This is a genomic window from Leptolyngbya sp. NIES-2104, from assembly GCF_001485215.1.
Taxonomy (GTDB): Bacteria; Cyanobacteriota; Cyanobacteriia; order Leptolyngbyales; family Leptolyngbyaceae; genus Leptolyngbya.
Genome location: NZ_BBWW01000001.1, coordinates 894,873 through 908,888 on the forward strand (window position 1 = coordinate 894,873; position 14,016 = coordinate 908,888).

General features: G+C 46.5%; 17 protein-coding genes and 1 other RNA gene. 15 read left to right on the forward strand and 3 right to left on the reverse strand.

The window, feature by feature from the left end:
• Positions 1 to 406: 406 nt before the first annotated feature.
• The 13 genes from NIES2104_RS32205 to atpC all read left to right on the forward strand — a co-directional run bounded on the left by NIES2104_RS32205 (position 407) and on the right by atpC (position 9,152).
• Positions 407 to 568, forward strand: coding sequence for a hypothetical protein (locus NIES2104_RS32205; RefSeq protein ID WP_192843554.1), 162 nt, complete (start codon positions 407 to 409; stop codon positions 566 to 568).
• A 148-nt stretch (positions 569 to 716) separates the two neighbouring features.
• Positions 717 to 1,409 (forward strand): hypothetical protein, encoded by a 693-nt coding sequence (locus NIES2104_RS04090; protein WP_058995994.1) that lies wholly within the window; start codon positions 717 to 719, stop codon positions 1,407 to 1,409.
• A 23-nt stretch (positions 1,410 to 1,432) separates the two neighbouring features.
• Positions 1,433 to 1,901: RNase P RNA component class A (gene rnpB / locus NIES2104_RS27335), an RNA gene on the forward strand.
• Positions 1,902 to 2,153: 252 nt separating this feature from the next.
• Positions 2,154 to 2,762, forward strand: a complete 609-nt coding sequence (locus tag NIES2104_RS04095; RefSeq protein ID WP_058995996.1) for a hypothetical protein — start codon at positions 2,154 to 2,156, stop codon at positions 2,760 to 2,762.
• A gap of 60 nt (positions 2,763 to 2,822) precedes the next feature.
• Entirely contained in the window at positions 2,823 to 3,545 is a 723-nt protein-coding gene (gene rnc, locus NIES2104_RS04100; protein WP_058995998.1) for a ribonuclease III, read from the forward strand.
• 31 nt (positions 3,546 to 3,576) lie between these two features.
• Positions 3,577 to 4,557, forward strand: a complete 981-nt coding sequence (locus NIES2104_RS04105) for a Gfo/Idh/MocA family protein (RefSeq protein ID WP_058996001.1) — start codon at positions 3,577 to 3,579, stop codon at positions 4,555 to 4,557.
• A gap of 71 nt (positions 4,558 to 4,628) precedes the next feature.
• A complete protein-coding gene (ureE, locus tag NIES2104_RS04110) occupies positions 4,629 to 5,060 on the forward strand; it encodes an urease accessory protein UreE (protein WP_058996003.1) in 432 nt (143 codons plus the stop codon).
• A complete protein-coding gene (locus tag NIES2104_RS04115) occupies positions 5,044 to 5,712 on the forward strand; it encodes an urease accessory protein UreF (protein ID WP_058996005.1) in 669 nt (222 codons plus the stop codon). Before ureE ends, NIES2104_RS04115 begins: the two co-directional genes overlap by 17 nt.
• A 24-nt stretch (positions 5,713 to 5,736) precedes the next feature.
• Positions 5,737 to 6,300: a hypothetical protein gene (locus tag NIES2104_RS04120; RefSeq protein WP_058996007.1), complete on the forward strand. Its 564-nt coding sequence runs from the start codon at positions 5,737 to 5,739 to the stop codon at positions 6,298 to 6,300.
• Between the two features lie 132 nt (positions 6,301 to 6,432).
• Positions 6,433 to 6,708, forward strand: coding sequence for a hypothetical protein (locus NIES2104_RS04125; RefSeq protein WP_058996009.1), 276 nt, complete (start codon positions 6,433 to 6,435; stop codon positions 6,706 to 6,708).
• Positions 6,705 to 7,070 (forward strand): clan AA aspartic protease, encoded by a 366-nt coding sequence (locus tag NIES2104_RS04130; protein ID WP_058996011.1) that lies wholly within the window; start codon positions 6,705 to 6,707, stop codon positions 7,068 to 7,070. Before NIES2104_RS04125 ends, NIES2104_RS04130 begins: the two co-directional genes overlap by 4 nt.
• 152 nt (positions 7,071 to 7,222) lie before the next feature.
• A complete protein-coding gene (gene atpD, locus NIES2104_RS04135) occupies positions 7,223 to 8,680 on the forward strand; it encodes a F0F1 ATP synthase subunit beta (protein WP_058996013.1) in 1,458 nt (485 codons plus the stop codon).
• A gap of 61 nt (positions 8,681 to 8,741) precedes the next feature.
• On the forward strand, positions 8,742 to 9,152 hold the full coding sequence (gene atpC / locus NIES2104_RS04140; protein ID WP_058996014.1) for an ATP synthase F1 subunit epsilon: 411 nt from the start codon (positions 8,742 to 8,744) through the stop codon (positions 9,150 to 9,152).
• Between the two features lie 46 nt (positions 9,153 to 9,198).
• Here the strand turns inward: atpC and NIES2104_RS04145 are convergent, their stop codons facing one another.
• Positions 9,199 to 10,020, reverse strand: coding sequence for a Uma2 family endonuclease (locus NIES2104_RS04145; protein WP_058996016.1), 822 nt, complete (start codon positions 10,018 to 10,020; stop codon positions 9,199 to 9,201).
• 255 nt (positions 10,021 to 10,275) lie between these two features.
• On the opposite strand from NIES2104_RS04145, the gene NIES2104_RS04150 reads away from it, so the two are divergent.
• Entirely contained in the window at positions 10,276 to 11,052 is a 777-nt protein-coding gene (locus NIES2104_RS04150; protein ID WP_263970908.1) for a carbonic anhydrase, read from the forward strand.
• Positions 11,053 to 11,092: 40 nt separating this feature from the next.
• Here the strand turns inward: NIES2104_RS04150 and NIES2104_RS04155 are convergent, their stop codons facing one another.
• Both NIES2104_RS04155 and NIES2104_RS04165 read right to left on the reverse strand, forming a co-directional pair.
• The gene (locus tag NIES2104_RS04155; RefSeq protein WP_058996018.1) at positions 11,093 to 13,066 is read right to left on the reverse strand and encodes a tetratricopeptide repeat protein; all 1,974 of its coding nucleotides are present in this window, start codon (positions 13,064 to 13,066) and stop codon (positions 11,093 to 11,095) included.
• Positions 13,067 to 13,366: 300 nt separating this feature from the next.
• Entirely contained in the window at positions 13,367 to 13,588 is a 222-nt protein-coding gene (locus tag NIES2104_RS04165; RefSeq protein ID WP_339375060.1) for a helix-turn-helix transcriptional regulator, read from the reverse strand.
• A gap of 103 nt (positions 13,589 to 13,691) precedes the next feature.
• Here NIES2104_RS04165 and NIES2104_RS04170 point away from each other — a divergent pair, with 103 nt between their 5' ends.
• A complete protein-coding gene (locus NIES2104_RS04170) occupies positions 13,692 to 13,898 on the forward strand; it encodes a hypothetical protein (protein ID WP_058996025.1) in 207 nt (68 codons plus the stop codon).
• Positions 13,899 to 14,016: the final 118 nt, after the last annotated feature.

Here is a 14,016-nt window from a genome sequence, read left to right on the forward strand (position 1 = left end):
GTTAGGGGCAGATTGAGGTTGCTTGTCTTAAATTATAGTCGATTTAACCAAAAGTCAAGACCCAATTAAAGGAATATTTTTGAAAAATCTGGATTAAATTGGCAGAATTATAGTAATTGAAACATAAATGAAACTACTCCTAGCTTCTATTTTTGAAAATATTGATGTAAAGGAAATGTATCGATCGCATAATCAATCACTCCACTTCTATGACCTTATTCATCTAAAGAATGCAAACCTTCAAGAACAATTAACGAACGCAAACATCATCTAAACAATTGCTGCGATCGCTGGTAAAGAATCGGAAAATTTCTCATAATGAATCATTCTTAAATCTAAGAACGAACCATTCATTCAATCACAGATTTCTTGTTCCATTTAACGCACACTTCAGAGGTGGTTTCCCATGTCGATTCCAAAAGTAGTAGACGGATTGATGGACTATTTTTCGGGCGCTGTCACTCGGATTTTTGGCTTGAGTGACGATGCCTATCCTGAAACCGGATTTCAACCTTTTAGCGGCGATGTTTATGACAAGAAACACGTAAAGAAACACTTCGAGCGCTAACACTACAACGCGCCGAGATTCTAAATCTGTAAGACCTCGATCGGTAAAAGTTTCATTACTTCTACCGATTTTTTATTGAAATTCCTCTACCTACTTCACAGCAAAATGGTATAAGGACAGAATTAAAAGCTGTATCGGCTCAAAGGGAATGACTGAACTCGATTTTGTTCTACTCACAGTCTATTTTTTGTGCGTCACCTATGTGCTCTACCAAATGGTGACTTCATTCAACGATGAATTTACGATTTGGCTCGATCAAGACTACCTCAACGAGCAACTCGAAACCCTGAACCTAAGGGAAGCGGTTGGCATCAGCTTCAAGTTTGAAAATCGCTACGAATTCGACAAGCTCAAAAAACTCCAAATCCGCATCAACAATAAACTACAAGATCAAGCGATTTACGTGGATTGGGACTACTGCGCCATGACTGATCAATATGAGCCACCTCGATCGCGTCGCATCACTCGCGGAGTCGCGGGCAACCCAACTGATGTATTTCCGCGTCAAGCCTTTAGCGCGATCGCTCCCGGCAAAACCTTGACGGAAGACTTATTTGCAGAAGATATGCTTTCTCGAAAAGATGGGAGTAGCGCTTTGCAAGGAGATGAAACAGTACTCAGCTTCAAAAAACCTGCAAAAACTGCTTCCGCTGCCAAAAAGAGGCTTTATCAAGATTTTATGAACGGCGAAGCGCTATTTAAGTTCGAGCTTTACCTCGTCCTGCGCTTTATGGGATTCGGAGCCTCTGCGGGTGGCGATCGTGTCTCGATCGTCTGTCGTCTCAACGTCCGCAAACTCGATTGGACTGCTGGACTCCCGTGGAATCCCAAATTTCCCTAATCAGCTACACTCTATGTTGGAGAAGAGTGAGCGAGGCGGTTGCGGATTCAAATTGAATCTGAGGAAAGTCCGGACTCCCAAAAACCCAGACTTGCTGGATAACGCCCAGTGCGCGTGAGCGTGAGGATAGTGCCACAGAAAAATACCGCCTGGAGAGGTGCGGGGTATGGGGTATGAGGTGCGAGATGTAAAAAATCTCCCTCATACCTCACACCTCATACCTCACACCTCTTCCGGGTAAGGGTGCAAAGGTGCGGTAAGAGCGCACCAGCAGTATCGAGAGGTACTGGCTCGGTAAACCCCGGTCGGGAGCAAGGTCGGACGAAACAAGGGTTGGGTTTTTTCCTGTTTCGGCTGTTCACTAACTTCTTCGGAAGTTCTGTGAGCGAGAACCGCTTGAGGTTGGAGGTAACTTCAATCCCAGATAGATAACTGCCCTTTGTTGCATTGAGCAACACAAGAACAGAATCCGGCTTATGTCTAACTCTTCTCTTTTCCGAAAGCATACTGAAACTTCATCAAAACTTTGCGGAAAACACGTAACTTTTTGCGCGATCGACCCTTCAATTCTAGTAACGCCACCTTTTAATTCTCGACATTGCTTTAAACTGCGTCGAGCAATATGTAGATTCAGCAAAGTCCGATTGATTCCTGATTCCGATCCAGTTGCCCGGTCTAGGATGTAAAGTGTCAAGCCTCTCAATCCCAGGCAATTTCTCACCTACAGCCGAGTAGGGTCAGTCTGTGAAAAGCCAAGCTTCTACTCTCGAACCCCCGACTTTCTGTGACCTTCCCCCAGCACAGGAACCGCTCTTTGCGATCAGTGAACATAAAAAAAGTGGATTAATTCTCTGTAAGCAATATCACGCAGAGTTTGCAGGTCCTGGTGCTGCGGTCAACTGCACGGTTGAGCCTGCTTATCGTGCGGTGATTGCGATCGGCTCTCCCGAACTCATCGCGACCACCACGTTCGAGGATCGTCGTCGCGCTTACGGGCGCAGAATTCAATGGGGACGCTGGTTACAGAGAATCGTCGAGCAGCCTGATCCGATGATTCGCGCTGAGAAGTTACTTGCCGGATTTGAAGAATTTTTCGGGCGACAGGTGGTAATTGGATTGCCGAATGAAGTTTTGGCATTACTTGCAGGTGTATTTCCTGGCACGATCGAACAAGTGCGATCGCAACATTGGCGCAGCAGTAAGATCGGCACAATGCCCTTTCTTCCTGGTTCTGATCAACTTAAAGTCACAACTATTTCCCTAAACACCGAAGAAATTCCCGCCGTTCCGCTTCTCACGACTGCAACCGTCAGCGAGATTGAGCGCACTTATGCGGTGTTGAAATCTGCGTAATTTGTCTGAGAGCCGATTCACCCCCTACGATGGTAATCAGCCTGATTTTTGATTGCACAGATGACCATCGCCTATCCGCGCCGCCAGCAGGAACTTCGCACCCTCATTCAACGCCTCGGAATTTCGCAACTCGACGCGATCGATTGGAGTCTCATGGATTTGGCGCTGATTCATGTCACGTATTCCGCCGATCGCAATTATGAACAACTCGAATTCGTCGGTGATGCAGTTGTGAAATTAGCAGCGGCAGAATTCTTACTCAAGACTTATCCAGATTTGAAAGTCGGAGAATTTACGGCATTGCGATCGGTCTTAGTCAGCGATCGTATTCTGGCTCAAATTGCGGATTCTTTTGGATTCGATCGCTACCTCCTCGTTGCTCCCAGTGCCAAATCTGATCCCGCTGGACGCGCTTCCCGTCTTGCTGACTCTCTCGAAGCCGTTCTTGCTGCTCTTTATCTCAGCACACAGAATCTCACCTTGATTCGTTCCTGGCTCGACGAGCAGTTCCAACCGCTTGCCGAAGAAATTCTCGCCGATCCCGCCCGTCAAAACTACAAAGCCGCCCTGCAAAACTGGACACAAGGACACCAGAAAACCCTTCCTGAATATCGCACTCAAGAAACCGGGAATACTCACAACGATCCCCATCGCTTTGTTGCAGAAGTCTGGATTCAAGGACGCTGCATGGGACAGGGGACGGGTCGATCGCGTAAAGCTGCCGAGCAAGCAGCCGCACAAGAAGCGTTTATCGTGCTGAGTAGTCAGGAATCATCGCTCTGACATACCAGCCGAACCTTTTAAGGAGTCTGGTATGTCATCGATCGCACTTTTCGGCGTTGGACGTTGGGGCAGTCATTTATTACGGAATTTTCTACAGCATCCAGAAGCGCGAGTGGTCGCGATCGTTGATCCGTCTCTAGAACAATTAGAGTCCGTTGCCCAACGATTTGAATTCGATCAGCGCGTGTTTTTGACGACTCAATGGCAAGACGCTTTGGAGTTGAGCGGATTAGAAGCAGTGGCGATTACAACGCCTGGAACCACTCACAATGAACTGATCACAGCCGCACTCAAACAAAATCTTCATGTTCTGGCAGCAAAACCGCTCACTTTAAGCTTTTCCGAGTCGATTCAACTTTGCAAACTTGCAGAACAGCAACAGCGGCAATTGATCGTAGATCATACTTATCTGTTTCATCCTGCGGTGATTCGGGGACGGGAAGCGGTTCGGAAACTTGGCAAGCTGCGGTATGGGTGTTCAACGCGATCGCATCTCAGCCCCGTTCGCTCTGATGTCGATGCTCTCTGGGATTTAGCGATTCACGATATTGCAATTCTGAACTTTTGGTTAGGAGAAAGTCCCTGTGCGGTTGAAGCAAAAGGATCGGTTTGGTTACAGGAAGGTTTAGCTGACACCGTATGGGCAACTTTGACTTATCCGAGCGGCTTTCAGGCAACACTTCATCTCAGTTGGTTGAATCCTGATAAGCAACGTCGATCGTGCATCGTGGGCGAAAATGGCTCTCTAATTTTTGATGAATTGGCACAAGATCAATTAACAGTGCAATGGGGAAAATTCGACGCGCAGTTTAAACCGATCGAGCAAAGTCGAGAAATCCTTGAAATTCCCAAACAAGAACCTTTACAAGAAGTCTGCAATCATTTTCTAGACTGTGTGAAGCACGATCGAGCTTCTGAGATTTCTTCAGGTTGGCTCGGTGCGGAACTTGTGCAAATCTTGGTCGCGTTGTCGGAATCGATGCGATTGGGGAAAGCGATCGACATTAAATAAACCTCTAAAAATTGCCGCAATTTGGAAAGGCGCGATATTTTTGAGTACGGTAAGTTTCTGGAATTGTTCTTGTGACTCCGACTTTCACGCGCCGAATTCATCCGAAATCTGAGCCAGATTACATTTTGTCATTGACGGCTGAAGAAAGGATGCGATCGCGCTTTCTCTTCCAATCCGACGACGGGCGAGAGGTGTACTTCAATTTACCCAGAGGCACAACGCTTCGAGATGGCGACTGGCTAGAATCTGACGAAGGTGAACTTCTCAAAATCCAAGCTAAACCCGAACCTGTTTTAACAGTAACAACTTCAGCATTTCTGAATTTATTACAAGCTGCATACCATTTAGGTAATCGCCACGTACCACTAGAGATCACAGATTCATATTTAAGACTATCACCTGATCCAGTTCTGCAAGACTTACTAGAGCATCGTGGACTAGAAATCAAATCTGAAACTGCACCATTTCAACCTGAATCCGGCGCTTATGGACACGCTCACTAATCCAGCATTATTACGTCTATTACAGTTAGCTAGTCCGGCTTTACCTGTCGGAGCCTATAGCTATTCAGAAGGATTAGAAACGTTAGTCCATACAGGTATCGTTCAAACCGTAGATGATTTAGAACATTGGATCATTCAGGAATTGAACTATGGTGCGGCTCGATTAGAAGCAGCAATGTTAGTTCGATCGCATCGCGCCACGATCGCTCAAAATTTCGATCAACTCCTCTACTGGAATGACTGGTTTACCGCCGCACGAGAAACCGAAGAACTCCGATCGCAATCTCTCCAAATGGGCGGTTCCTTGATCCGATTATTCCGATCGCTCCACCCCGATCCGATTCCGAACTTTGAAGATGGCTGTAATTTCGCGATCGCGTTCGGACTCGTCGCCGCACTTTGGAAAATCGATGAATCTGCCGCCCTAATTGCCTATCTCCACAGTTGGACAACGAATCTAGTGAGTGCAGGCGTGAAACTCATTCCGCTCGGACAAACGGCAGGGCAGCAGCTTTTGTTGAAATTGGGTGAGGTGATTGGGGAGAATGCGATCGCTGATCTTGAAGATTCGGAGCTTGAGAGTTGTGGGTGGGGATTGTCGATCGCGAGTATGAAGCATGAAACGCTCTACAGTCGCTTATTCAGAAGTTAGCTAATTTAGTTCAAGTTGAACGAGATGAACAAAAAACAGCCTAATCCCATCAATCAAATTCAGAGACAAGGCGAAGCAAGTACTTTTCTGAATCGTGTTCTTCAATGGATTTGTAGTTTGCAATCTAAAGAGATTGAGCTTTTTGAAGAAGAACGGATTGCCGAACTGGGTCAATTAATGGCGAAGGAGCTTGGCGTAGTTGTCTTTTGTGACCTCGATCGTAACTATCGCACTGCCCATAATCTAAGAATTCTGATTGATGAAAAAGGCAAAGCGCCATCAATGTCGAAAGAGCGCAATTACTACAACTCACTAAAAGTAAGCCAGTTTGAAGTGCGAGTCGATATCAGTCGCAAAGGTGGATTCTTTTGTATTCGTTCTTATGCCCGCTCTGACGATGGCAGTTTTTATACTCTTGCTCAGAAAAAGCCCAAATATTTACTTAAAGTCTGTGATGAAGTCGTTAACTTTCTAACAGAAAATGACCTGATTCAAATTCCTGATGAGTTTCTTGATCGTCAGATCGATGGGCGAAATGAATTGGGTGGTGAAGTAACAGTGATGACTCAGCTTTTTGGCGAAATCTAAGCGAATTGCGTTGATATACTGCGTAAGCCTAGGTGAACCAGAATGCTTACTTCCAATGTGCGATCGCTAAGTCAAAATTGCCTCGTGGGTTAGGATGAAGAAGTCAATGAGTTCGCGATCGAGGCTCAGACCATGCAACCACTTTTCCTAAGCCGTGAAGAAGTCGCCCGAATTGCCAAGGAATTGTACGAAAACACCCTTCGTCATGAAATCGAGACCGAAGAAAATATTGGCAAAATGGTGATTATCGACATCGAAACAGGCGACTATGAAATTGACGAGACTGGGTTAGAAGCCTCCCGTATTCTCAGGGAAGAGCGACCCCTTGCCCGTCTTTTCGGAATCCGCATTGGGTACAACGTTGCCGCTACTTTCGGCGGTGGTGTAATGGAGCGGATCAAACGGTGATTTCTGGAATCGTCATCGATAGACGACCGATCGTTGCAATACCTGTTTTTCTTCCAAACGGTGCAACTTTCCCGATCGAGTTCGTAGTAGACACAGGATTTAACGCTTACCTTTGTTTACCGCCTGATGCGGTTGCCCTACTACAGCTACCATTTTTTCACGATCTCCCGATTAACTTAGCGGATAACAGCGAGACTTCAGTAGCGGTTCATCGAGCCATGATTCTCTGGAATGGAGAAGAACGAGCCGTTCCTGTCTTTGCAACGGGACAGCGACCTTTACTTGGAACGGCTTTACTCGATGAGCAAGAACTGGTGATTCAGTTCACAGAAAATGGATTAGTCACGATCGACGAACTCTAAAAATTCCTTACCGTGTCATAGAGAACATACCCTTCTTCAATAGGAAAAATTGCTTAATCATCTGTAACCCTTCAGTGATAAGCTAACTTGTGGCGAATAGGCGCAATTCGCGCATACACAATCGTTGAACCATCAATTTTAGGGCACCGATAATGGTCACCACCGCAGAGAAAACAAACATCGGTTACATCACGCAAATCATCGGTCCAGTGCTGGACGTGCGATTCCCCGACGGCAAAATGCCCAGAATTTACAACGCCTTGACCATCTCCGGCAAAACCGAATCCGGTCAAGATGTTTCTGTAACCTGCGAAGTGCAACAACTCCTTGGAGACAACCAAGTCCGAGCGGTGGCGATGAGTTCCACCGATGGTCTGGTTCGCGGCATGGAAGTTGCCGATTCAGGCGCACCCATTAGCGTTCCGGTTGGAACTGCAACCTTGGGACGAATCTTCAACGTCTTGGGCGAACCCGTTGATAATCAAGGTCCGGTCAACAACACCGAAACTTCTCCGATTCACCGTGCCGCTCCCAAATTGACCGAACTCGAAACCAAGCCTTCCGTGTTTGAAACCGGAATTAAGGTGATCGACCTGCTGACTCCCTACCGTCGCGGTGGAAAAATTGGTTTGTTCGGTGGTGCGGGTGTGGGTAAAACCGTGATCATGATGGAATTGATCAACAACATCGCAACCAATCACGGCGGTGTGTCGGTGTTCGCAGGTGTGGGTGAGCGCACTCGCGAAGGAAACGACCTTTACAACGAAATGATCGAATCGGGCGTAATCAAAAAGGACAACCTCAACGAGTCCAAGATTGCCTTGGTGTATGGTCAGATGAACGAACCACCGGGAGCGCGGATGCGTGTTGGTCTGTCGGGTTTGACAATGGCAGAATATTTCCGCGATGTGAACAAGCAAGACGTATTGCTGTTCGTGGATAACATCTTCCGATTTGTGCAAGCGGGTTCTGAAGTATCCGCGCTGCTCGGTCGGATGCCTTCTGCGGTGGGATATCAGCCGACTTTGGGGACGGACGTGGGTGACTTGCAAGAGCGAATTACCTCGACGACTGAAGGTTCGATTACTTCGATTCAAGCCGTCTACGTGCCTGCGGATGACTTGACCGACCCTGCTCCGGCAATCACTTTTGCCCACTTGGACGGAACGACGGTACTGTCTCGTGGTTTGGCTTCAAAAGGAATTTATCCGGCAGTAGATCCGCTAGATTCGACCTCGACCATGTTACAGCCCGCGATCGTCGGAGATGATCACTACGACACCGCTCGTAATGTGCAATCCACCCTGCAACGCTACAAAGAACTGCAAGACATTATCGCGATCCTCGGTTTGGATGAATTGTCGGAAGACGATCGTGTAACTGTTGCTCGTGCACGGAAGATTGAGCGCTTTTTGTCGCAGCCGTTCTTCGTGGCAGAAGTCTTCACCGGATCGCCTGGTAAGTATGTGAGCCTGGAAAAAACGATCTCAGGCTTCAAGAAGATTCTTGCAGGTGAACTCGATGATCTGCCAGAGCAAGCATTCTACTTGGTCGGCGATATCGATGAAGCGATCGCGAAAGCTGAAAAAATGAAGGCTGAAGCTAAGTAACTCTTCAGGGTGCGGATTGATTCTGCACCCATTCGTTGTTCATTATTCATCCTTAATTACTATGGCTTTAACGGTTCGCGTCATTGCGCCAGATAAAACAGTCTGGGATTCTTCGGCTGAGGAAGTGATTCTTCCGAGCACTACAGGACAACTTGGTATCTTATCGGGTCACGCTCCTTTATTAACGGCACTCGAAACGGGCGTATTGCGCGTTCGATCGGACAAAAACTGGGTGCCGATCGCGGTCATGGGCGGCTTTGCAGAAATTGAAAAGAACGAAGTGACGATTTTGGTGAATGGAGCGGAGCGCGGCGAATCGATCGATCTCGAAGCGGCTCGCACTGCCTACACCGAAGCCGAAGCGAAGTTCGCTCAAGCGGATCAAAGCGGCTCGAAACAAGAACAATTGCAGGCAACTCAAGCTCTAAAACGCGCTCGTGCCCGTCTTCAGGCGGCTGGCGGTCAGGCTTAGAGTTTAAACTTAGAAGATTGGAAAGGAGGGACAAGTGCCCTCTTTTTTATTGCGTAAATTGTCTTACTTGGTCGATCGATAAATTGAGCGCGATCGCAATCTGCTCAACACTCAGCCCCATTTCTGCTAAACGAGAAATTGCCTCGTATCGCGCTTGTTCTGCTTCTTGTCGTGCCTGTTCTGCTTCCTGTCGTGCCTGTTCTGCTTCCTGTCGTGCTTGTTCTGCTTCTTGCCGTGCCTGTTCTGCCTCCTGTCGTGCTTGATCCGTTTCAGCGTGAGTCAAAAGTTTCGTCTCAGTTTGCGGCTCGTAATATCGCAACTTCCCATCCGTTACCCTTAATTCAAGACCTAAACTCTGGCTGTAAAGCGACAAACTGCCATCGGGTAAAGTCGTGAGCGGAATCAACTCGTATCGGTTCTCTACCAAACGCGAACCTTTCAGCGGCGGGTTTAGATAATCTCCGGTTGGATCGTATTGAAAATACTCTGATACGCCCATGCGTACATATTTCTGGGGTTTATCTTGTTCGTCGTTCCCACGAGTCGTTTTGGAAGTGACTTCTAGAACAAATGAAGGAAGTTGATTCCCTTCTTCCCAAGCTTTGTACGTGCGGCGTTGCTTCTTCTCAACTCCAAAAATGACAAATACGTCTGGAGAGACAACCGCATCCGGGACACCTCGTTCGTAATACACAAAGAGATTGCCTGAAACGTAAACATCAGGTCGATTCTGAAAATAAAGATTGAGCGCTTCCACGCTGTAGACCAAATAATCGCGGGTTGGATCGCTCTCTGTCATGGGATTGCCATCGGACTCCGGGTAAATCGTGTCAGGGTCGTAATTGAGCTGGCTTAAGAAAGAAGTCATCAGATTGACCTTCACTCAATAGATTTTTCTACCATATCGCGAGTTCTTGATTTTCTAAAGCTTAAAAACGCTCATCAGTACAAAAGCAGAATCTGTTGTTACCAATTTGCCGAATAGAAGTCGATCGATAAATTTCAACCGATTTGTAGCCGATTTAACATGACAATTTTTCTTAACTAGCAGCGGGGATCACTAATAATTACATTTGAATAAATGAATAGGCACTCTGATATATTCTCCTCATCACCTGTATCGATGCGTCTCAATGAAATGCGATCGCATCGATCGACATTGTTGGAGATTGATTTGATGACTCGAACACATGGCTTTATTGGACGGCGATCGTTCCTCACAGGAATGGGAGGACTTGGAATTGCCACAGCAGCAGGAAGTAATTTAATTTGGCAACCAGAAGAAGCTTTAGCACAAAGCCCAACTACGCCCAAACCTAAACCTGTTAGCCCTGAAGCAGCATTGAAGCTCTTACTGGAAGGCAATCAGCGCTTTGTAGATGGTAAGCGTCAAAACCCGCATCAGTCTCGCTTACGCCTTCAAGAAGTTGCTGTTGCTCAATATCCTTTTGCATCAATTTTGGGCTGTGCAGATTCGAGAGTTCCGGCTGAGATCGTGTTTGACCAGGGCTTAGGGGATTTGTTCGTGGTTCGAGTTGCAGGGAATGTTGCAAGTCAAACCGCGATCGGAAGTCTGGAATTTTCGACTGCTGTGTTAGGTTCGCAGTTGATTGTGGTTGTCGGACATAGCCGCTGCGGTGCAGTGGTGGCAGCCGCAAAAGGCGATCCATTGCCGGGGCGAATCGGTGTGTTTGTGGAAGAGATTAAGCCTGCGGTGGCTCGTGTGAGAGCAAAAACAGGCAATTTAGAAGAGAACTCAATTATCGCGAATGTTCAGTATCAAGCTCAGAAACTTGCAGAGAGTTCGACGATTTTGGCTGGCTTGCTCAAGGAAGGAAAGCTCAAAATTGTGGGTGGACGCTACGACTTGGCAAGCGGAAAGTTCATTATCGTGACCTAAGGCGACGAGAGGAGTGATCGTATTTTGTTTGTGCGATCGCTCATTCATTTTGATGCTCGTTGATTAATGCTTGAAAGCGATCGTCGCTGCGAATAATGTCGAAAGCTGAATTTATTTTTGCCCGTTGTCGCTGTTCTGCATTAAGAATAAAAGATGTCCTGAGATTTTCAATAGCTAACTCAACGTTATTTTGCAAAGCATAGCAACGAGCTTTGTTAAACCAGGCTACGTGATAGTTGGGTTTGTGACTAACTGCCTGATCATAACTTGCGATTGCCTCGTCGTAACAGTTCAGCTTGATAAGTGCATTACCGCGACTATTCCAAGCTTGGTGATAATCAGATTTGTGTTTAATGGCTTCATCAAAACTTGCAATTGCTTCCTCGTAACGTTCTAATGCCGCGAGTGCCATTCCGCGAAAATACCACGCATAGTGGTCATCGGATTTGTATTTAATGGCTTTGTCAAAACTCGTAATTGCTTCCTCGTAACGTTCTAATGCCGCGAATGCCATTCCGCGGTACCACCAAGTGTCACAGTCTCGCGGTTTACATTTGAGTATTTCATTGAAACTAGTGTTTGCATCCTCGTAACGTTTCAGTTCTCTAAGAGCATAGCCACAATTAAAGAATTCGGAGACTAGAAATACTTGGGGATACGTCGTTTTACCAACACTAGCAAGTCTCTTCAACGCTAAAGGAATATATTGCTCTACGTCAACTTGATGACCCTTTGCTTCAATCTGTCCATCCCTCGGCTTCAGAATCTTCTCGGATTCAATTAGGAATCCTAATGCCGAACAAAGCCCTATCATTTTCGATATCCGTTTGATACCGCGTTGGCGAATAAACAGTTCTGCCGTTGCTAAGACCTGTAATGGTATTAGCCTTAAATTCATTATTCGCAGCACTTCGATAGCATCATAAACATATTGGGATTCCCGATAGCGTTTTACAGCATTGTTGTACCGCAGCCGCCACGTTCGATCAAGCGTTTCAGAAAGTCCTTCTATACTCACAACTGATTCTTGATTCTTAGCCGTGCGTAGGTTTTCAACAATATTGCGAAACGTTCCATCATTTTTGCGTGCAATTTGCGAAAACTCTTCGGTCTTAGCTCTCAGATGTGCTGCCGTAACACGATCGCTTAATAACTGCACGATCGCCTCATCCGAAGGTGCTTCAAGTTCATATTGACGAAACCGCTTCCAGAAATCAGAGTACTTGTCCAACTGCAATTTCTCGATTTCGCTCAGTTCATGTGGTCGATCAGGATGACGATCGCTTTCATTTCGTGCTGTTGCAATCACCCGCACCTCATTACGGCATTCGCGCTCAAAAAATGCGATCGTTCTCAGCAAGCGCTCTTGTACTGGCACTCTCAACGGTTGAGCCGGATCATCTGCATCTTTCGGAATTTCTCGCGGATTGCCCGGATGAACCCAGCGATTAAGATCATCTAAGAAAAATAACAGTTTTGAATTTGGATGAAGTTCGGACGGAAATTTCCGAGGCTCATCCAGCCATTCTTCAGACTTATCAGCTAAATTCAGAATCGTCCATCCTTCGTCGTTTAGTACCTTCGCTAATTGTGTGGCTTCCCGCGTTTTTCCCAATCCTGTCCGCCCTAAAATTAAGACCCACGGTTTCTCTTCAAAGGCACGTTCTAGTTCTTGGCGAACATTACGATCGGGCTGTCGCTGTAAGTAAGGAATGTTTGCGTCTGCCAGAGGATCTTTCTCGTCTGCCAGAGGACCGTTCCTGTTACTTCCTGGCATGAGTTGTTCTAGAACGCTATTACTATTAGGTTGAATGATTTCAAACGGAAAATCACCAGAGGGAATTTCACGATGTCGCTTCTGTTTCAATCGTTGCTGTCGATGGTTTAGCCAAGGCAACACAATATTAACTAAAATAATCCCAAGAAGAGTAACAATGACAGCAAGCAACGGTGTGATAGTTTTCCAGGAATCTGCTTGCTCCGTAATCTGCTTGAAGAAATCGAATCTAAGCATATCGAAGAGTTGAGGGCTATGCGGCGATTTTAATTACTACAAAACGAAATGTCGAGATTGTTTGGTATCAAATTAGACGCAGTTTGTTTCTTCAATCTCGACTATACGCTTGTGAAAAGCTGAGATCGCTCCCTCAAATTCTCTAATTGTCTGAGCATTTGCGGTAAATCGTGAGCGTTTGCTGCGACCGCGCGTTCAATGAATGAAAGAACTCTTGCCGCCATTGATATCGTTTGTTCTTTCATTAAGAGCGTTTGAACGATCGCAGAAAACGTCGATCGCTTCTCAGTCAATCCAGCTTCATTCTTCAAGAATCTCGACGAGTTCTTCAACACTGACCCCCAACACACGCGCAATCTTGATCAGCGCTACGACATCCGCCATCGACATCTCATCAGTACGGGCATAGCTTTTAACGGTGTTGTAATTTACGCCTGAGCGATCAGCGATTTCTTTCAGCTTCAAATTCTGTTCCTTAGCTAATTCGCGGATTCGCACACGAAACAAACTCGTTCTTGACACAGGCGAAATATCACCTTTTAATGAAGAGTGTTCAAGCAGCGATCGCTCCTCGGTCTGGACAACTCAAGAGCGATCGCCAAATCTCACAATGGAGACAGACATTATGATACCAGTCGAACCCTCGATCAGCGCGGGTTTCAATTATTCTGTGCAACTTCATCCCTGGTGCATTATTCGACTTTTGCCAAACTTGCAGCGCAGCGTGGTTCAGCGATTTCGGAAGCGATCAGAGGCTGAGGAATATCTCAAAGCACTGAAGCGATTACTGCCAGAGGCGAGTCATCAAATCGTGTTTGACCCGAACTTGTAAAGCGAAAGGGCGATATGAGATCGCCCGCTTAACGAAATTCAATCTTGAATGCTACCGATCGAACCCGCGAACCCAGTATCGTTTGGATAGGAGACACCTCCGATTCTGTCTTAGATAC

Bases quoted from the DNA above. Each gene is read 5' to 3' on its own strand.
- NIES2104_RS32205 (WP_192843554.1), top strand. From the start codon at position 407: ATGTCGATTCCAAAAGTAGTAGACGGATTGATGGACTATTTTTCGGGC.
- NIES2104_RS04090 (WP_058995994.1), top strand. From the start codon at position 717: ATGACTGAACTCGATTTTGTTCTACTCACAGTCTATTTTTTGTGCGTC.
- rnc (WP_058995998.1), top strand. From the start codon at position 2,823: ATGACCATCGCCTATCCGCGCCGCCAGCAGGAACTTCGCACCCTCATT.
- NIES2104_RS04105 (WP_058996001.1), top strand. From the start codon at position 3,577: ATGTCATCGATCGCACTTTTCGGCGTTGGACGTTGGGGCAGTCATTTA.
- NIES2104_RS04115 (WP_058996005.1), top strand. From the start codon at position 5,044: ATGGACACGCTCACTAATCCAGCATTATTACGTCTATTACAGTTAGCT.
- NIES2104_RS04120 (WP_058996007.1), top strand. From the start codon at position 5,737: ATGAACAAAAAACAGCCTAATCCCATCAATCAAATTCAGAGACAAGGC.
- NIES2104_RS04125 (WP_058996009.1), top strand. From the start codon at position 6,433: ATGCAACCACTTTTCCTAAGCCGTGAAGAAGTCGCCCGAATTGCCAAG.
- atpD (WP_058996013.1), top strand. From the start codon at position 7,223: ATGGTCACCACCGCAGAGAAAACAAACATCGGTTACATCACGCAAATC.
- atpC (WP_058996014.1), top strand. From the start codon at position 8,742: ATGGCTTTAACGGTTCGCGTCATTGCGCCAGATAAAACAGTCTGGGAT.
- NIES2104_RS04145 (WP_058996016.1), bottom strand. From the start codon at position 10,020: ATGACTTCTTTCTTAAGCCAGCTCAATTACGACCCTGACACGATTTAC.
- NIES2104_RS04150 (WP_263970908.1), top strand. From the start codon at position 10,276: ATGCGTCTCAATGAAATGCGATCGCATCGATCGACATTGTTGGAGATT.
- NIES2104_RS04155 (WP_058996018.1), bottom strand. From the start codon at position 13,066: ATGCTTAGATTCGATTTCTTCAAGCAGATTACGGAGCAAGCAGATTCC.
- NIES2104_RS04170 (WP_058996025.1), top strand. From the start codon at position 13,692: ATGATACCAGTCGAACCCTCGATCAGCGCGGGTTTCAATTATTCTGTG.